This is a genomic window from Pseudomonas fluvialis, from assembly GCF_002835605.1.
Classification (GTDB): Bacteria; Pseudomonadota; Gammaproteobacteria; order Pseudomonadales; family Pseudomonadaceae; genus Aquipseudomonas; species Aquipseudomonas fluvialis.
Map to the genome: position 1 here is coordinate 1 of NZ_PIYS01000021.1, position 18,335 is coordinate 18,335.

The 18,335-nt window shown below is 62.0% G+C and carries 18 protein-coding genes; 8 read left to right on the forward strand and 10 right to left on the reverse strand.

The features are described from left to right. The first annotated feature begins 378 nt into the window (after positions 1-378). Positions 379-1,368 (forward strand): tRNA dihydrouridine(20/20a) synthase DusA, encoded by a 990-nt coding sequence (gene dusA, locus CW360_RS11805; protein WP_101193846.1) that lies wholly within the window; start codon positions 379-381, stop codon positions 1,366-1,368. Between the two features lie 53 nt (positions 1,369-1,421). After that, positions 1,422-2,345 (forward strand): transaldolase, encoded by a 924-nt coding sequence (gene tal, locus CW360_RS11810; protein WP_101193847.1) that lies wholly within the window; start codon positions 1,422-1,424, stop codon positions 2,343-2,345. A gap of 9 nt (positions 2,346-2,354) precedes the next feature. Here the strand turns inward: tal and rssC are convergent, their stop codons facing one another. Together rssC and rssB are read right to left on the reverse strand one after the other, a co-directional pair. Further along, the gene (rssC, locus tag CW360_RS11815; RefSeq protein WP_101193848.1) at positions 2,355-2,837 is read right to left on the reverse strand and encodes an anti-sigma factor antagonist RssC; all 483 of its coding nucleotides are present in this window, start codon (positions 2,835-2,837) and stop codon (positions 2,355-2,357) included. After that, positions 2,834-4,024 carry a two-component system response regulator RssB gene (rssB, locus tag CW360_RS11820; protein ID WP_101193849.1) on the reverse strand — a complete coding sequence of 397 codons (1,191 nt, stop codon included), beginning with the start codon at positions 4,022-4,024 and terminating at the stop codon, positions 2,834-2,836. Before rssB ends, rssC begins: the two co-directional genes overlap by 4 nt. Positions 4,025-4,226: 202 nt before the next feature. Here rssB and CW360_RS11825 point away from each other — a divergent pair, with 202 nt between their 5' ends. After that, complete coding sequence (locus CW360_RS11825; RefSeq protein WP_093987087.1) at positions 4,227-4,526, forward strand: PilZ domain-containing protein; 300 nt, start codon at positions 4,227-4,229, stop codon at positions 4,524-4,526. Between the two features lie 54 nt (positions 4,527-4,580). Here CW360_RS11825 and CW360_RS11830 read toward each other — a convergent pair whose 3' ends face one another. Next, entirely contained in the window at positions 4,581-5,303 is a 723-nt protein-coding gene (locus tag CW360_RS11830; protein WP_425439768.1) for an MlaA family lipoprotein, read from the reverse strand. Between the two features lie 140 nt (positions 5,304-5,443). Here CW360_RS11830 and CW360_RS11835 point away from each other — a divergent pair, with 140 nt between their 5' ends. The 3 genes from CW360_RS11835 (at position 5,444) to CW360_RS11845 (ending at position 6,881) form a co-directional block, all read left to right on the forward strand. After that, the gene (locus CW360_RS11835; RefSeq protein WP_101193850.1) at positions 5,444-5,860 is read left to right on the forward strand and encodes an acyl-CoA thioesterase; all 417 of its coding nucleotides are present in this window, start codon (positions 5,444-5,446) and stop codon (positions 5,858-5,860) included. Between the two features lie 42 nt (positions 5,861-5,902). Continuing rightward, positions 5,903-6,454, forward strand: coding sequence for a hypothetical protein (locus CW360_RS11840; protein ID WP_101193851.1), 552 nt, complete (start codon positions 5,903-5,905; stop codon positions 6,452-6,454). 163 nt (positions 6,455-6,617) lie between these two features. Then, positions 6,618-6,881 carry a DUF4404 family protein gene (locus CW360_RS11845; RefSeq protein WP_093987091.1) on the forward strand — a complete coding sequence of 88 codons (264 nt, stop codon included), beginning with the start codon at positions 6,618-6,620 and terminating at the stop codon, positions 6,879-6,881. A gap of 4 nt (positions 6,882-6,885) precedes the next feature. On the opposite strand, the gene queF is transcribed toward CW360_RS11845, so the two are convergent. After that, complete coding sequence (gene queF, locus CW360_RS11850; RefSeq protein ID WP_101193852.1) at positions 6,886-7,716, reverse strand: NADPH-dependent 7-cyano-7-deazaguanine reductase QueF; 831 nt, start codon at positions 7,714-7,716, stop codon at positions 6,886-6,888. Positions 7,717-7,850: 134 nt separating this feature from the next. Here queF and CW360_RS11855 point away from each other — a divergent pair, with 134 nt between their 5' ends. Both CW360_RS11855 and CW360_RS11860 read left to right on the forward strand, forming a co-directional pair. Then, positions 7,851-8,795 carry a bifunctional enoyl-CoA hydratase/phosphate acetyltransferase gene (locus tag CW360_RS11855; RefSeq protein WP_101193853.1) on the forward strand — a complete coding sequence of 315 codons (945 nt, stop codon included), beginning with the start codon at positions 7,851-7,853 and terminating at the stop codon, positions 8,793-8,795. Between the two features lies 1 nt (position 8,796). Then, on the forward strand, positions 8,797-9,966 hold the full coding sequence (locus tag CW360_RS11860) for an acetate/propionate family kinase (RefSeq protein ID WP_101193854.1): 1,170 nt from the start codon (positions 8,797-8,799) through the stop codon (positions 9,964-9,966). A 16-nt stretch (positions 9,967-9,982) separates the two neighbouring features. Here CW360_RS11860 and CW360_RS11865 read toward each other — a convergent pair whose 3' ends face one another. The 6 genes from CW360_RS11865 to CW360_RS11890 all read right to left on the reverse strand — a co-directional run bounded on the left by CW360_RS11865 (position 9,983) and on the right by CW360_RS11890 (position 18,325). Further along, positions 9,983-11,797, reverse strand: coding sequence for a PHA/PHB synthase family protein (locus tag CW360_RS11865; RefSeq protein ID WP_101193870.1), 1,815 nt, complete (start codon positions 11,795-11,797; stop codon positions 9,983-9,985). A gap of 89 nt (positions 11,798-11,886) precedes the next feature. Then, a complete protein-coding gene (locus tag CW360_RS11870; RefSeq protein WP_093987095.1) occupies positions 11,887-12,276 on the reverse strand; it encodes a phasin family protein in 390 nt (129 codons plus the stop codon). 120 nt (positions 12,277-12,396) lie between these two features. Further along, the gene (locus tag CW360_RS11875; protein ID WP_101193855.1) at positions 12,397-15,486 is read right to left on the reverse strand and encodes an efflux RND transporter permease subunit; all 3,090 of its coding nucleotides are present in this window, start codon (positions 15,484-15,486) and stop codon (positions 12,397-12,399) included. After that, complete coding sequence (locus CW360_RS11880; protein ID WP_245874715.1) at positions 15,483-16,556, reverse strand: efflux RND transporter periplasmic adaptor subunit; 1,074 nt, start codon at positions 16,554-16,556, stop codon at positions 15,483-15,485. Before CW360_RS11880 ends, CW360_RS11875 begins: the two co-directional genes overlap by 4 nt. Before the next feature lie 60 nt (positions 16,557-16,616). After that, entirely contained in the window at positions 16,617-17,396 is a 780-nt protein-coding gene (locus CW360_RS11885; RefSeq protein WP_093987098.1) for an ABC transporter permease, read from the reverse strand. Next, entirely contained in the window at positions 17,393-18,325 is a 933-nt protein-coding gene (locus CW360_RS11890) for an ABC transporter ATP-binding protein (RefSeq protein ID WP_101193857.1), read from the reverse strand. Before CW360_RS11890 ends, CW360_RS11885 begins: the two co-directional genes overlap by 4 nt. Between the last annotated feature and the right edge of the window lie 10 nt (positions 18,326-18,335).

An 18,335-nucleotide genomic window follows, 5' to 3' on the forward strand; every position in this document is an offset into this window, starting at 1 on the left:
CTTACTCCACAAGCACCCACACGAATTGCTTGATTCAATTTGTTAAAGAGCGTTTCGATCAAGCCTTTCGTCTCAACCGAGGCCGCGCATTCTACAGCAGCCTTTCAATCTGTCAAGCTGTTTTTGAAGAATTTTTCGTTTCTTCTCAACCGCTTAGCTGAACCGAAGCAGCGCTTCCGATCAGCGGGAGGCGCATATTACAGTATCCGAGAACACTGTCAACACTCATTCCCGTACGCTTTTCAAAGAAATGCGATATGGGATGGCCATGATAACCGAGAGGCAGAAAAAGGCAAGCTGCGCTCAACAGCATCGTCGGTATACTGCTCGCCTCAGGATCAATTCCATATCCTGACTCTTAGAAAACCGACCAAGACTATGCACAACCAAGCCCCCCTGCAGCTCTCCCACCGTTTCTCCGTTGCCCCCATGATGGACTGGACGGATCGTCACTGCCGTTATTTCCTCCGCCAACTGTCACGCCACGCATTGCTGTACAGCGAAATGGTGACTACGGGTGCGCTTCTACACGGAGATACCCAGCGCTTTCTGGCATATCACGCCGACGAGCACCCAGTAGCCCTGCAACTGGGCGGCAGCCAGCCCGACGAACTGGCAAAGTGTGCACGCATGGCAGAGGAATGGGGCTACGATGAAGTAAACCTGAATGCCGGCTGCCCGAGTGATCGGGTACAAAACAACATGATCGGCGCCTGCCTGATGGCATACCCACAGAAGGTTGCCGAGTGTATCCGCGCTATGTGTGATGCCACTTCTCTGCCCGTCACCCTTAAGCATCGCATTGGTATCAATGGCAGAGACAGCTACGCCGAGCTATGCGACTTCGTCGGAACAGTGGCGGAAGCTGGCTGCAGAAGCTTCACGGTGCACGCCCGGATAGCCATTCTCGAAGGCTTATCCCCTAAAGAAAACCGCGAGATACCACCGCTGCGCTACGAGGTTGCCAGACAACTCAAAAATGACTTTCCGCACCTGGAGTTCATTCTAAACGGCGGCATCAAGACGCTCGGCGAGTGCGCAGTCCATCTGCAAACCTTCGATGGGGTTATGCTCGGTCGCGAGGCTTATCACAACCCCTACCTGCTTGCCGAGGTTGACCGCTGTTTATTTTCAGATACGCACGATACCCCCACTCGCCAGCAGGTTGCCCTGCAGATGCGTACATATATAGAAGCGCACCTTCAACAAGGCGGGCAAATGCAACACATTACCCGGCATATGCTTGGTCTTGCCCAGGGATTCCCAGGAGCCCGCCGTTTTCGCCAGCTACTCTCGGCAGACATCCATCGTCATCCTGAGCCACTGGCGCTCTACGATGAGGCCTGCAGACTACTGGAAGGGCGTTGAGCGCCACCCTGCGCTCAGGTAAGGTCAGCGCATCATCGCGATAGGGACAGGTAATGATTTCCAAGCTGGAACAACTCAAGCAGTACACCACAGTCGTAGCCGACACAGGCGACATTGATGCAATAGTGTGCCTCAAGCCGGTGGATGCTACAACCAACCCTTCACTGCTCCTCAAGGCAGCTTCACTGCCGCGCTATCAGGAACACCTTCAGCAAGCTCTGCAGAAGGCTTCCGGCGATCTGGCGCAAGCCTCTGATCGCTTTGCCGTGGCCGTTGGCCGAGACATTTTGCAGGTAATACCCGGACGCATCTCCACCGAAGTCGATGCACGCCTGTCTTTCGATAGCAAAGCTACACGCTATCGTGCCGAGCGACTGATTGACTTCTATGAATCCGCTGGCATTCCTCGCGAGCGGGTACTGATCAAGATAGCAGCCACCTGGGAAGGCATTCGCACAGCCGAACTACTCGAACGCTCCGGCATCCAGACCAACCTGACCCTGTTGTTTTCCTTTGCGCAGGCAGCCGCCTGTGCCGATGCCGGCGTCTTTCTGATCTCCCCTTTCGTAGGCCGCATCTATGACTGGCACAAAAAAGCCAGCGGGCATGACTTTTCCAGCATCGAAGACCCTGGCGTCGCCTCGGTGGCACGCATCTATCGCTATTACAAAAAACATGAGTTCCAGACCGTGGTAATGGGCGCCAGTTTCCGCAACCTGGGCCAGATCGAACAATTGGCAGGCTGTGATCGGCTGACCATCAGCCCTGAACTGCTTGAGCAACTGGCTCAGAGCACAGGCACACTGCCACGCCACTTGCAGCCTGGCGACAGCCAGCCACGCTGGGAGCTGGATGAGGCAGGTTTCCGCCTGGCACACAACGAAGATGCCATGGCCACCGAGAAACTCGCGGAAGGCATTCGTTTGTTTGCCAGAGACCAGGAAAAACTCGAAGCGCTGCTGCAGTCGCTGCGCTGAAGGAAATGCCTAGCTGCGCTCCAGAGCGCTCACCAGGTCATGGAAGGCTTCACGATTGGAGTCGTTGAGCCCCATGAGGATACGGTGCGCTTCCAGAACTTTGGCACGCACCACCTCTTCGGACTGATCCTGCGGAGGCAGATCCTCGAGGCAGTCTGGACAAGGCAACGGGGTATCAATGATGTTGAACACCTGATCGAAACCCATCGACTGCAGCAAACGGGTGATATCCGCATTGGTGGTAACAACTGTCGGCAACAGGCCGATTTTCTGCCGGGAGAGAATCGACAGCTTGGCCATTAATCCCAAGGTCGTACTGTCCACACTGCTGGTTTCAGTCAAGTCGATGACAATGGCCGAAAAGTTCAACGCCGTGAAGATCTTTTCGATGGTTGCATCCAGCGTAGAACAGAGCGTGAGGCGTACTTCGCCAACGAATTTGAGGACGAAGGTTCCGTCCTGCTCTGCAAACTGGATCTTGCCCGTACTCATGCAGGGTCCCTGCGTAAAACCAAGAGGGCAATATCATCCGGCATCTCGCCCAGCCTGGCCAGCCCAAAAGCCGTTCGCAAGCCATCCAGTGTACCGCCGGCACGCGCAACCCACTCAGGTAATGCAGCCTCTTTATCCTTCAGCGTGGCGCCGGGCAGCAAATCAAGTATGCCATCGGAGAACAAGCTGAGACTGAACTGCTCGGGCAAGTCGAGGCATTCATCCTGGTAAGTCGCCTCGGCAAACAATCCGATCGGCAAACCGCGCCCCTGGAGATAGCGTGCCTGACCATCCGCAAGCAGTACCGGCAGCGGCAAGTGTCCACCGACACTGTAGGTCAGCTGATTACGTGCAAGGTCGATGACCCCGCCCAGCATGGTGACATGCTTGCCCAGCTTGCAATTGAGTAGACTGCGGTTGATGTGGGCAAGTACCTGCGATGGCAGGAAAGGCCCCGGCTGACCATTGCGCCGGGATTCATAGAGCAGACGCGAGGTCATGAACTTCAGCAATACCGTGACGAATGCCGACGATGCGCCATGCCCCGAGACATCTGCCAGATAAAACGCTACGCGTTGTTCATCCACCTGGAAGTAATCAACGAAGTCACCAGATAGATACAACGAAGGAATGATCTGATGCGCAAAGTGCAGATCAGCTACCTGCCAGGGTGTGCTCGGCAACATATTCAGCTGCACCTGTCGCCCCGCTGTCTGATCCTCCTGCAGCAGCCGCAAGCTGTCCTGCAAATGCTGGTTGGCCTGCTCCAGCTTCTCCCGGTAGCGCAGGTTCTCCACCTGCAACTGAGTACGCTCCAGCGCACGCCGCACGGCCATCTCGAGTACGGCTAGGTCTTCCAGCGGTTTGATCAGATAGTCCACCGCCCCCAGACGCAGAGCCTCGACCGCATCGCTCATCACCCCGGCACCCGAGACCACGATAACGGGTACGGGTACCGGTCGCACACACTGCCCCAGGCGACGAATCAGTTCCAGACCGTCCATATGCGGCATACGCAGGTCACAGATCACCAGATCAGCCTGTGTCTGCTCGAACAGGGCCAGCCCCTGCGCCGCACTCCCCGCCTGCAGTACGGTGAAGCCACTGTCTTCCAGGTAGGCGGCGAGACTGGTACGCACCACCTCATCGTCGTCGATGATCAGCAATGTAGCGCTGGATTTATGCATGCGGCTTCCGGGCAGACAGCACCAGGCAGGTAAGTGGCACGAACAGGCCAAAGCAGGCCTGCGCACAGGTTCAAGGCGCTGACGGTACTCCCATATGCCAGGCCTTTCAAGCCACAGCCGGCCGTCGAAAGGCGCCTTTACAGGCGAAAACGGCCAGGGGTATAACAGCCTGCAGGGTCCGTACAATAACGAGGAACTGCCTATGAGCCTGGACGATCGAGCCTACAGCGAAAAACGCGACTTCATTCGTATGCGTGTCGAGGCCGAGGTAATTCTCGAGCATGAGGGCAAGCAGTACCCTGCCAAGTGTCTGGACCTATCCAGTACCGGCATGCAGGTCGAAGTGGATGCCCCCCTGCAACTGGCTGATCGCCTGCAGGTCCGAATTCCTTCGGAACACTCGCAACTGCGGGGCCTGGACGCCGACGTCGAGGTGGTGCGTTGCAGCCGCCTTGATGATGGCCGCTTATCCCTGGGGCTGACCATACTGGCCATGCGCTAGCCGACAAAAAAGAAGGCAGCCTGGGCTGCCTTCTTTCATCAACAAAGGACGACTTCAGAAGTCGTCAAAATCATCTTCCACCTGCCCGTCACGAACGCGAAATTCGCGGTTCTGCAAGTAGGCGTTACGTACAAAGACATACTTGTCACCGATGATCATCCGCTCGGCCGACAGCAGATTGGCGCGGGTATCGATCACCGACATGCCCAAGACGGTATTACGCGTCGGGACATGATCAAGCTGTGGATAGATTCGCGCACGATTGTCCACCAGCATGCCCAGCGCATCACGCGGGTTGCTCGGCCCGGCAAACGGCAATACCAGATAAGGTCCACTACCCAGGCCCCAGGCACCCAGGGTCTGGCCAAAATCCTCATCACTACGCAGCAACCCCATCGGCGTGGCGACGTCAAAGAAGCCCAGAACCCCAAAGGTGCTGTTGAACAGCAAACGCGAGGTATCAACCCCTGCCGCATGCAGCTTGCCCTGCAGCAGGTTATTGCTCAGTCGCACTAACTCACCGAGATTGCTGAACATGTTGTGAATGCCATCTTCGAGAGGCTGCGGCGTTACCTTCTGATAGCCCTGCGCCAACGGTTTCAGCGCATAGCTATCAAGCGTTTCGTTAAAGGCAAAAACCGGTCGATTGAACGCTTCCCAAGGATCATCCTGATGTCCTTGCGGAGCCGCCATAAGCGGTGTGCCAAGCAATAGCAGCACGGTGCAGGACAGCCGACGGGGCAACCTGAACAACCGTTTAAGCAGCGTGTCACGCATGTTTCTCTCCTTGATCGAGACAGCAAACGCCACCTGAGTCGCTGGCAGCGTGGCCAGCCGCAGGTTAAAGCAGCGATTATAGCGGCTAGCCCTGCATTACGGCAGGTTTTAGCCAGATCACCCATGCAAGGAACCCTGCAATGACCGATACACCCCTGCTCTACCAGTGCCTGATACCCGTGCGCTGGGGCGACATGGATAGCTACGCCCATGTGAACAACACGCAATACCTACGCTATCTTGAAGAAGCCCGCATCCAGTGGTTCGCGCAGATCGGCATCGACCTGCAGGAGGCTCCGCAAGGCCCTGTGCTCCTGCAGGTGCAACACAGCTTCCTGCGCCCGGTGCAGTATCCAGCCACCTTGCGCGTACAATTGCATGCCGGTGATCTGGGGCGTAGCAGCCTGGTCCTGCAGCACCGCCTGTACCTGCAGGACGATCCCACGCTGCTCGGCGAAGGCTACTGCAAACTGGTCTGGATTGAGCACGCCAGCGCTCGATCTACCGCTCTGCCCGAACAGCTGCGCGCGCAATGGCCTGTCATGCCTGCGTCATGACCAGCCACTAGGCTGGCCGACCAGACCCTACGGAGTATGGCCATGGTCAGCCCCCTGCCCTTCAGACTCTGGCTGTTTGACTTGCAGGGTGTACTGCAAGCTACCTCGGAGAAAGACGCACAAATCAGTCGTCACCTTCTCCAGCAACTGCAACAACAGGGTATCGCCTGGGGTTGGCTGAGCGATCAGCCTGGCGTACAAAGCCTCGCCCTACTCGAAACACTGGCGCAAAACGGCCTGCAGCCGCGTGCGGGGGTAGCCGGCACAGTCGCCTGGCCGGCACCGCATAGCTGCTGGCAAGCACTGCAACAGGCGCAGGCGGAAAGCTGCCGACAAACTCTGGTGATCAGCGCCACCCCGCTACTTAGCCAGAGTGCCCGTGCGGCCGGGCTGTGGTGTATTGGCCTGGCACGCCATGCCCAGGCCGATCGCCATTGGCTCAGCCTGGACAAACAGCGCCAGCACGACAGGCGTAGTCAAGCGACCCTCGCGCACTATGCGGCCGGCTGCCATTCGGTCGTCGAGCAACTGGCCGATCTACCAGGAAGTCTCCACGACCTGGCTCAACGCCTGCAGCGCGGCGAACAGCCTTGAGCAACCAGCCCCATCCGCTTGACGAGCATCAGGGCAAATGACGCCACCTGGGTTAACCTGTACTCAAGGTCACCCGCATGGCGTATGACGCTAACGAGACAGCTCGTCGCTGCTCACGCCAAGCGTCATGGCCGACATTTCTTGCCCTGTTAAGGAGAGCCGTATGCCCACCCACCAACTGCAACAGCACATCGCCCAACTGCAACAGCAACTGATTGCCACGCCGAGCCTCGACCGTGCACACCGCGAGGATCTGGAAGCCCTGATCGCCGAACTGCAGCTGCAGCTTCAGCAGGAAAGCCTGGCCCTAGATAGCAACCTGGTCGACGGTTTCAACCTGGCCGTGGAACGCTTCGAAGTAGAGCACCCCACGCTGACTGGCACGCTGCGCAACCTGCTGCAGACCCTGGCCAACATGGGCATCTGAGCCGCTACTGACGAACCAGGCGCAGATTCTCCGGCTCGCCCGGTAGCAAGCTGCGCCAGGGATTGATATCCAGCCCGCCACGTCGCACGTAGCGCGCATAGACCACCAGTTCCTGAGGTGCTAGCAGGCGCAGCAGGTCGAGATACACCCGCTCCACGCATTGCTCATGGAAATCCGCGTGCTGGCGGAAGCTGACCAGGTAGGCGAGCAGGCTGGCGGCATCCAGGCTGCGCTCAGCTCGGTAGCTAACCACCAGGGAGCCCCAGTCCGGCTGGTGGGTTACCGGGCAGTTCGACTTGAGCAGGTGGCTGTGCAGCGTCGCCGCCCCTGCTTCTGGCGTACAACGCAGCAATTCGGGGCGCGGCTGGTCATAGCCTTGCACCTGGATATCCAGATCGTCGATGCACAGCCCCGGCACTTCGCCCAGCACGTGCTGACCTGCCTCACGCACGCTGCTCAGGCGCACCGTAACCGGCGCACCCGCCACCCCGGACAGATCGGCAGCGATGATCTGCTGCAGCGCCTGGGCATCGGCAAACACACTCTGGTTCAGCGAATTGAGATACAGCTTGAATGACTTGGACTCGATGATATTGGGCGAATCAGCCGGGATACGGAACTCGGCCAGCGCCACCACCGGCTTGCCCGAAGGCAGCAGCCAGGACAGCTCGTAACAGTTCCAGATATCCACGCCATGATAGGGCAGCTGCCCCGCCTGCAGGCCCAGTTCGGCCCATTTGGCGGCACGCGGAATGGGAAACAGCAGCGCCGGGCTGTACTGGTCGACATAGGCACTGGTCTTGCCCAGCGGCGAAAGTTCGGCGGGGTGTTGCATGAACGACTGACCTGCGAAAAAACTCGGGCGGGCATTCTAACAGGCCCATCGCACGCATTCTGCAACAGAAAGCTGCCAGCCTGAGCCGGCCTGCATGGCACACTTCAGCATCATCCAGCACAGCGGAGACACTCATGGACGTCAGCCACCGCACCTCGCCCAACCATCCACATCTGCAGCATTTCATCGACCAGGCACATAACCTGCCTGGCGCGGTAGTCACCGCCGTCGTGCATCCAGTCGATGCACTGAGCCTGGCCGGTGCCTTGCAAGCCGCCGAACAGGGCATCATCGAGCCCTGGCTGGTCGGCCCCCAGTCACGCATTCGCGCGGCAGCCGAAGCCGCCGACCTGGATATCCGCGGGCTGCGCCTGATCGATAGCGAGCACAGCCATGCCGCAGCCGCCGAAGCGGTGCGCCTGGTACGCGCTGGGGAAGTTCACGCACTGATGAAAGGCGGCCTGGCCACCGGCGAGCTGCTCGCTGCGGTTACCGACCGGCAATTGGGCCTGCGCACCGAACGACGTCTGTCGCACATCTTCGTGCTGGATGTGCCCAGCTACCACAAACCGCTGCTGGTCACCGATGCAGCGATCAATATCGCCCCGGGCCTGGCCGAGAAAGCCGACATCCTGCAGAACGCCTTCGACTGCGCGCATGCGCTGGGCATCGCCGAGCCACGCGCGGCGATTCTCTGCGCCGTGGAAAAGGTCATGCCCAACATGCCCGCCACCCTGGATGCCGCGGCGCTCTGCAAGATGGTCGAGCGCGGCCAGATCAGTGGCGGCATTGCCGATGGTCCACTGGCCTTCGACAACGCCATCTCCCGCCAGGCGGCCGAGGCCAAGGGCATCCGCTCCACGGTGGCCGGCGAGGTGGACATCCTGCTCGCGCCGGACCTGGAAGCCGGCAACATTCTTTCCAAACAGCTGCAATACCTGGCCGGTGCCACCGCCGCCGGCATCGTCATGGGCGCCCGTGTGCCGATCATCCTGACCAGCCGTGCCGATGGCAGCCTGGAGCGGCTGGCTTCCTCAGCCGTGGCCCTGCTGGTCGCCCGGCACATGGGACGCCTGTGACATGCAGGCCTGGCTGACTGTCAACGCCGGCTCATCCAGCCTCAAGTGCGCGCTGTTCGCCCCACAAGGGTCGTGTCTGGCACGCGGCAAGGTCAGCGGCCTGCCCGACGCCGCGCAGCTCAGCTGGCAGGTCGGCAACCAGCCAGTATGCCGACAGGCCTTGCCCGAAGTCGCCGGGCCTAACTGGCAAAGCGCCGCACTCGCCGCGCTACTGCACTGCTTGCACAGCACCGGCGACTGGCAGATCAGTGCCATCGCACACCGTGTTGTGCACGGCGGCCTGCGCTACGCACAGGCACAGTGGCTGGATGACGCCTGTCTGGACTATCTGCGTAGCCTGGAAAGCCTCGCCCCACTCCACCAGCCGTACAACCTGGCGCTGATCGAACAGTGTGCCGTGCAACTGCCCGGACGCCGCCAACTGGCCTGCTTCGATACCGCCTTCCACCAGCAGATGCCCGCGCTGGCCCGCGAATATGCCTTGCCACGCGCCCTGAGCGAAGCCGGCGTGCTGCGCTATGGCTTCCATGGCCTGTCTTATGCCGGGTTGCGCAGCCGCCTGGCCGAGCTGGAACCGCAACGTCACCTGGGCCGCGTGGTCATGGCCCATCTGGGCAGCGGCGCCTCGATGTGCGCCATGCGCAACGGAGTCAGTCAGGCGTCGAGCATGGGCTTCAGCGCGCTGGACGGCCTACCGATGGGCACTCGCTGCGGCCAGCTCGACCCGGGCGTACTGCTCTACCTGATACGCGAACGGGGCATGGATGCCGACGCCCTGGAGCAGCTGCTCTACCGGGAAAGTGGCTGGCTGGGGGTATCCGGGCTGTCCAGCGACATGCGTACCCTGCGCGCCAGTTCCGAGCCTGCCGCGCGGCATGCCATCGACTTGCTGGCCTACCGTCTGCAGCGCGAGCTGGGCTCGCTGGTTGGCGCGTTGGGCGGCCTGGATCTGCTGGTGTTCAGCGGTGGTGTCGGTGAGCACGATGCCGCACTGCGCGCTCAGCTATGCCAAGCCAGTCAGTGGCTGGGCATCCGTCTGGATGAGCAACGCAACCAGGCTGGCACAGGACTGATTTCACACCCCGAGAGTGCCGTCGGGGTGTGGGTGATCGCCAGTGACGAGGAGGCGCAGATGGCCCGCGAACTGCGCCAGGCGCTGGCCGCGGGCTGAAGCTGCGCGCGTCCGGTCACGCCGGGCGCTTGGCACGGCGCTGCCCCGCCGCAATGGCATCGGCAGCACGTACCCGTACATAACTGCCCGGCGCGGCCTGCAGCGGCGGGTAGTCGGCACTGCCCGGTTCGCGGGGCGGTACCTGTTCGCCGGCATACTGGGTAAGCCATTGCAGCCAGTGCGGCCACCAGGAGCCGGGATGGCGCTCGGCGTCGGCAAACCACTGTTCGGCATCCTCGGGCAGCTGCGCGTTACACCAGTAGCCATACTTGCCCTTGGCCGGCGGGTTGACTACCCCGGCGATATGCCCGGAGCCGGCCAGCACGAAGGTGCGCTCACCGCCATGCACACGGGCACCCCGGTAGGTGGTTTTCCACTTGGCGATGTGATCCTGCTGGGTAGACAGGAAAAAGCTCGGCACCTCAATCTGCGCCAGATCGATGGACTCACCCGCCAGGGTCAGCGCATCGGCCTGCACCAGGCGGTTTTCCAGGTACATCTGGCGCAGGTAGTAGACATGCATGCGTGCCGGCAGGTTGGTGCCGTCGGTATTCCAGTACAACAGGTCAAAGGCCGCCGGTGGCTTGCCCTTGAGATAGTTATTGATCCAGAACGACCAGAACAGCTCGTTCTCGCGCAACAGGTTGAAGGTAAAGGCCATCGCCCGACCGTCCAGGTAGCCCTGGCGCTGCAGCATGCGCTCGATACCCGACAGCGAATGCTCGTTGATGAACACGCCGATGCCGCCGGGATCGGAGAAGTCCAGCAAGGTGGTCAGGTACGTGGCACTGGCCACCGGCTGGCGCCCCTTCTTGGCCAGCCAGGCCAGAGTGCTGCCCAGCAGGGTGCCACCGATGCAGTAGCCCAGCGCATTAAGCTGCTCCTCGCCGGTAATCGCCTGGATGACCTGCATGGCCTGCAGCGGGCCTTCCAGCATGTAGTCCTCGAAGCCCTTGTCACGCAGCTCGGGGCCGGGGTTGACCCAGGAAATGACAAAGACTGTCAGGCCTTGCTCGACCATCCAGCGAATCAGCGAGTTCTGCGGGGTCAGGTCGAGGATGTAGAACTTGTTGATCCATGGCGGCACCACCAGCAGCGGCCGCTGGTACACGCTGGGTGTACTCGGGCTGTACTGGATCAGCTGCATCAGCTCATTCTGGTAGACCACCTGGCCCGGCGTGGTGGCGATGTTCTCGCCAATGCGAAAGGCACTGACATCGGCCATCGCCACATTGAACAGGCCCGGGTTACGGCTGATATCCGTCAGCAACTGGCGTCCGCCTTCCAGCAGATTCTGGCCGCGCTGCTCAACGGTGATGCGCAGCGCCTCGGGATTGCTGGCTAGAAAGTTGGACGGCGACAGCGCACTGACCACCTGGCGTACGTAAAAGCGCATCTGGTCGTGGTTGGCTCCGGGAATCCCCGGCATCTGGTCCACCCAGTCGAGCAGTGCCTGGGCATTCAGCAGATAGGCCTGGTGCAGGTAATCATAGGGCAGCCAGCGACGCCACTCTTCAGCGGCGAAACGCCGGTCATCCGGCTCGGCCGTGGCCACCGGATCGGGCTGCTGGCCGCAAGCCCGCGCGGCACCATATACCCCCAAGGCCACATGCTGGCGCAGCAACTGGCTTTCCGCCTCGACAAAGCGCAGCGGGTTGAGCAAGGCGCTTTCCCACAGGTTGCGATAGGCCGTGGACATCTCGCTGAGGGTGGACAGCGTGGTGTCGCTGACCAGACCGGTCTGGCCCAGCCACTTCTCCATCTGTTCCTCAGCCCGGTCGAGATTGCGATTGACCGTACGCAATACCTTGCCAGTTACTTTCTTCAGCATGTCGGGAAACACAGCCACAGTCCTCGTGGTGATCGCGGGGGATGATGCTCGCTACGCAAGGCGCCCGCTGCCGGGCGCCCTGGCGCACCTCAGGCTTCGCTGCCGGCGCTCTTCAACGGTTTGGCGCGCGGCTTGCTGGGCGCTGCCGGCTCTTCTTCGCCCTGAAAGGCCGCCTGCAACTGCTCACCGACTTCCTGGACATAGCCTTGCCAGGCTTGCCAGTCGCTGGCCATCTGCTCGTTGAGGCTCTTGAAGGCCTCGGTCTGGCATTGCGCCAGGCCAGCCAGGTCATTGTTCTTCAGCGCCTCACCAGCCGCCCGCGACTGCTCCATGGCGAAGGTGGCATAGCGCTGCAGGGATTCCAGCTGCATCTTGCTGGCCTTGCTGAACTGCTCGAACAGCCCCTGGTTGAGGCGCACGCTGCGCTCCAGCAGATCACGGCTCTTCTCGGTAAAGGTTCCGAAGACGTCTTGATTCATCGTTGCTACTCCTTGTCTTGATGGCAGGTATGCACAGGCAGGCTGAGCAGCGCCCGGGCGAGGTTCCTGCAGTATCCTCGCCCGGCCAGTCTAGCGCGGCCGTCTTGCAGTTTTGTTGACCTACTGCATGGCCTGAAGTTCAGCCCCCAGTGGCCGCCAGCGACGCAACAACAGATACAGGCTGGGCACCACGAACAGGGTGAACAAGGTGCCGACCAGCAGGCCACCGACAATCACCAAACCCAGTTGCTGGCGGGCCATGGCGCCGGCACCCGTGGCCAGGGCCAGCGGCAAGGCGCCCAACACCATCGCGCCGGTAGTCATGAGAATCGGCCGCAGACGCTGAGTGGCCGCCTCGCGCACCGCTGCCTGCAACTGCCAGCCCTGACGCAGCAACTGGTTGGCGAATTCGACGATGAGGATGCCGTGCTTGGTAATCAGGCCGATCAGCGTGACCATGCCGATCTGCGAATACAGGTTGAGCGTGCCGCCGAACAGGTGCAGCGCCAGCAAGGCACCGGCCATCGACAGCGGAACGCTGAACAGGATGATCAGCGGATCGAAGAAACTCTCGAACTGCGCGGCCAGCACCAGGTAGATGAACAGCAGCGCCAGCACGAAGATCAGCGCCACGCCACTGGAGGACTCCTTGAAGTCACGCGACAGGCCGTTGTAGTCGAACAAGGTCTGTGCCGGGAGGATTTCCCGGGCCCGCGCCTCCAGATGCTGCAACGCCTCGCCGAGGGTATAGCCGCTGCCGACGTTGGCGGTCAGGGTCACCGCACGCAACTGGTTGAAGTGGTTGAGCTCGCGCGGCGCCACGCTCTCCTCCACCTCGATCAGGTTGGCCAGCTGCACCATCTGCCCATCCAGCCCGCGCACGAACACCCGGCGCAGGTCGTCCGGGTTGCTGCGGTCGACATCTGCCAGCTGCACCAGCACATCGTATTGCTCGCCGTCCTGCTTGAAGCGGGTGACCTGGCGACTGCCGAACAGGCTCTCCAGGGTACGGCCGATGCTCGCCACGTCGCTGCCCACCGCCACCGCCTGCTCACGGTTGACGCGCACCTTGAGCTGCGGACTGTTCAGCTTGAGGTCGCTGTCCAGGCTCTCCAGTCCGGGATAGCTGCGCAGGTCATCGAGCAGGCGCTCGACGTAAGGCTCCAGCTCGGCATAGTCGAGCGAGGAACGAATCACGAAGTTGACCGGCTGGTTGCGTGAGCTCTGCCCCAGCGGCGGCCGGTTGATCGGAAAGGCGCGGATGCCGGGAATGTCCTGCAGCAGCGGCAGCAGCTCGTCACGGATTTCGAACTGGCTGCGCGTGCGCTGATCCCAGTCCTCCAGCTTGAGAAACGACAGGCCCTGGGCCACCGTCGGGAAGCCGGCAATCACCAGGTAACGGTTACTCTCCGGCAGGCTGGCGTAAGCCGCTTCCAGCTCCCGCGCATAGCGGCTGGTGTAGTCCAGGGTGGCGCCGTCCGGCCCGCTGATCACCCCGACGATGGTGCCGGTATCCTCGGTGGGTGCCAGCTCGCTGCGCAGGCTGACGAACAGTGCCGCACAGGCCAGCAACACCACCAGCAACAGGCACAGCACCAGCCGCCAGCGCGGCAGCACCCAGTCCAGACGCCGCTGGTAGCCGGCCTGCAAGCCGTTGAGCAGCTGCTCGATGCACTGGTAGAAGCGGTTATCCGCCGTGCTGCTGTGCGGCTTGAGCAGGTAGGCACACATCATCGGCGACAGGGTCAGCGCGACGAAGCCGGAAACCAGCACCGCACCCGCCAGCGTCCAGGCGAACTCGGTAAACAGTTTACCGGTGGTGCCCTGCATAAAGCCGATCGGCGCATACACCGCGGCCAGGGTCAGGGTCATGGCGATCACCGCAAAGGCAATCTCGCGACTGCCCTGCAAGGCCGCGGCCAGCGGCGCCATGCCGCGCTCAATGTGCCGGTGAATGTTCTCCAGCATGACGATGGCGTCGTCCACCACCAGGCCAATGGCCAGCACCAGCGCCAGCAGGGTCAGCGTATTGACGGAAAAACCCAGCACCGCCATCAGCGCAAAACCACCCAGCAGCGACACCGGGATAGTCACCAGCGGCACCAGCGTGGCACGCAGCGAACGCAGGAACAGGAAGATGATCAGGATGACCAGTGCCACCGCTTCCCAGATGGTCACGTAGACGTTGTCGATCGACTCGCGGATGAACAGCGAGTTGTCGTTGGCCACCGCCACCTCCAGGCCTTCCGGGAGCAGCGCACGAATCGATGGCAGCGCTTCCTCCAGGCCGGCGGAAATCTCCAGCGGGTTGGCCGTGGCCTGCTTGATGATGCCCACCGAGACCGCCGGCAGCCCATTGAAGCGCACCAGGCTGCGTTCATCGGCAGCGCCCAGTTCGGCATGTCCGACATCGCTGAGGCGCACCAGATAACCGGGCGAACGGTCGTCGCGCAGCAGGGCCTGGCGGGAATCGACAAGGATCAGCTGGTTGAACTGCTCGACGCTGCGCAGATCGGTTTCCGCCAGCACGGTGAACTCGCGCTGGCGCGACTCGATGCGCCCGGCGGGAATCTCCACGTTCTGCCGGCGCAGGGCATTTTCCACGTCCTGCACGGTGAGGTTGTGCGCCGCCATTTTCTCCGGGTCCAGCCACAGGCGCATGGCATAGCGACTGGCACCGCGGATCTGCACCTCGGACACCCCGGGAATGATCTGCAGACGGTCCTGCACCACCCGCTGCAGCAGGTCAGCAATCGCCAGCACGCTGTGCTGCTCGCTGTAGAACGCCAGCCAGATCACCGGCTGGGCGTCGGCCTCCATCTTCTGCACCTGCGGCTCGCGCACTTCGTCAGGCAGCAGCGTACGCACCCGGCCCAGACGATCACGCACCTCGTTGGCCGCCTCGGTGGCGGCGGTGCCCAGGCGAAAGCGCGCGGTGATCTGGGTATTTTCCGCACGGCTGATCGAGCTGACGAAATCCAGCCCGGCAATGCCCGCCAGCACATCCTCGATGGGCTGCGCGACCTGCGACTCCATGATCTCCGGGCTGGCGCCGGGATAGATGACGTTGACCGTCACCACCGGCACATCGATGTTCGGGTACTCGCGCACCGGCAGGCGCTGCCAGGCCAGCAGGCCAAGCAACACCACGAGCAGCGACAGCACACTGGCCAGCACCGGACGCTCGATGCACAGCTGCGACAACCTCATGGCCGAGCTGCCTCCGCCGGCGCGCTGCGCACGCGCACCGGGTCGCCGGGGAACACCTTGTGCCAGCCACTGCGGATCACCTGCTCATCCCCCCGCAGGCCTTCGCGCACCTCCACCCAGCCCTCGCGGCGCAAGCCCAGCTGCACCACCTGGCGACGCACCTTGCCCTGTTCCACCAGGCTCAGCAGGCGCTGCTCGCCCTGCGACATCACCGCCTCCTCGGGCACCAGCATGGCATCCGCGCGTTCCTCGATAATCACCGCCACCCGCACGAACTGTCCGGGATACAGATGCCCCTCGTGGTTATCCAGCTGCGCGCGCACCGCCTGGCTGCGCCCGGCCTCGTCGAGACGCGGGTTGATCGCCTGCACGCGGGCCTCGAAGCGCTGTCCCGGCTGGCTGTCCACCGTGACCTCCACGGCCTGACCGATGCGCAGCTGGCTGACGGTTTTCTGCGGAATACGGAAATCCAGCTTGAGCGGATCGAGCACTTCCAGGTTGACGATATCCTGGCCGGCCTGCAGGTAGTCGCCCGGGCTGACCTGACGCAACCCCAGGGTGCCGGCATAGGGCGCACGGATGCGCGTCTTGTCCAGACGCGCCTCGGCCAGCAGCACGCTGGCCGCTGCCAGTTGCAGATTGGCCTGCGCCTCGTCGAGCGCCTGGGCGTTGCTGGCGCCACGCTGGTAGAGCTGACGGGTACGTTGCGCGCTGCGCTCGGCCAGCGACAGGTTGGCCTTGGCCTGGGCCAGTTCGGCACTGGCGATGGCATCGTCCAGGCTGACCAGCAGATCACCCGCCGCCACCTGCTGGCCCTCACGAAAATGCAGACTGGCCAAGCGGCCGGCCAGCTCAGGGCGAATCATCACCGACTCGTCGGAACGCAAGGCACCGAAGGTCACCAGCTCATCACGCACCTTGTCGCGGCGCACTTCGCTGACCTCCACCAGGGTCGGCGGCTCGTCGGCCAGCACCGGCATAGCAGCCAGCCAGCAGAAACCGGCCAGCAGCGCAGCGCACCAACCAGCCGTGCGAATGCCCAACCCTTGCGTTTCAAGCCTTGTCGTCACCCTGCTACTCCTTGCCGCTATTGCGCCCGGCATCCTGCCGGAGCAGGCAACCAGCCGTGGCTAGCTGCGCATACCCCGGCCACTGCTGAGCAGGTGGATGCACCAGAGGTAGAGGATAACCAAGGTGAGCAGCATAAAGGCGATGGCCAGGCCGATATTCAGGTCGGAGACCCCAAGTATTCCGTAACGAAATGCATTGACCATGTGCAAGATCGGGTTGATCTGCGAAACCTGCTGCCAGAACGGTGGCAACTGACTGATCGAATAGAACACCCCGCCCAGGTAGGTCAGCGGCGTGAGCACGAAGGTCGGGATGATCGACACATCGTCGAAGCTGCGCGCAAACACCGCGTTGATCAGCCCGCCCAGGGCGAAGATCGCCGCGGTCAGCAGGATCACCAGCACCGTCACGCCCAGGTGCGCCACCTGCAAATGGGTGAAGAACAGCGACAGCAGGCTGACGATCAGCGCCACTGCCAGGCCGCGCAGCACGCCACCGATGGCATAACCGATGACGATGGTATGCGGCGACACTGGCGAGACCAGCAGTTCCTCGATGTTGCGCTGGAACTTGCTGGAGAAGAAGCTCGACACCACGTTGCTGTAGGCATTGGTGATCACCGCCATCATGATCAGTCCCGGCACGATGAACTGCATGTAGCTGAAGCCATGCAGATCACCGATCTGCCGGCCAATCAGGTTGCCGAAGATGATGAAATACAGGCTCATGGTGATCGCCGGCGGCAGCAGGGTCTGCGGCCAGATCCGCGTGAAACGGCGCACCTCGCGGCGCACGATGGTCTGCAGGGCTACCCCATTGCAACGCAGCTCGGCACTCATGCCTTGTCCTCCACCAGGTTCTTCTGCACCAGGGAGACGAACAGTTCTTCCAGGCGGTTGCTCTTGTTGCGCAGGCTGAGCACCTCGATATGGCGCTCCGCCAACTGGGCGAACAGCCCGGTGACGCCGCGCTGGCGCGGCACCTGCACCTCCAGGGTATGGCTATCCAGCAACTGGCAGGCATAGCCCTGCAGCAGCGGCGCTTCGCCGAGGGTTTGCCCGAGATCGAGCAGCAACGTATCCATATCCAGCTTGAGCAACAGCTCGCGCATGCTGCTGCGTTCGACAATGCGTCCCTGGTCGATGATGGCGATGTTGCGGCACAACTGCTCGGCCTCTTCCAGGTAATGGGTGGTGAGGATGATGCTCATGCCCTGCTGGTTGAGTTCGCTGAGAAAGCTCCACATCGAACGGCGCAGCTCGATATCCACCCCGGCGGTGGGCTCGTCGAGGATCAGCAGGCGCGGCTGGTGCATCAGCGCACGGGCAATCATCAGGCGACGCTTCATGCCCCCGGACAACTCGCGGGACACCGCATGGCGCTTGTCCCACAGGCCCAGCTGGGTCAGGTACTGCTCGGCACGCTCGCCGGCCACGCGCGCCGGAATGCCGTAATAACCGGCCTGGGTCACGACAATGTCGAAGACCTTTTCAAACTGGTTGAAGTTGAACTCCTGCGGCACCACGCCCAGGCAACGCTTGAGCGCACCCGGTTCGCGGTCGAGGTCGTGGCCGAACACCTGCACCGTACCGCTGGTCTTGTTGACCAGGGTGGAAAGAATGCCGATGGTCGTGGACTTGCCGGCGCCATTGGGGCCGAGCAAGGCAAAGAAGTCACCTTCGGCCACGTCCAGGTCGATGCCCTTAAGGGCCTGAAAACCATTGTGATAGGTCTTGCACAGCTGGCGAAGGGTTAACGCGGCAGTCATCGGGGAGGTA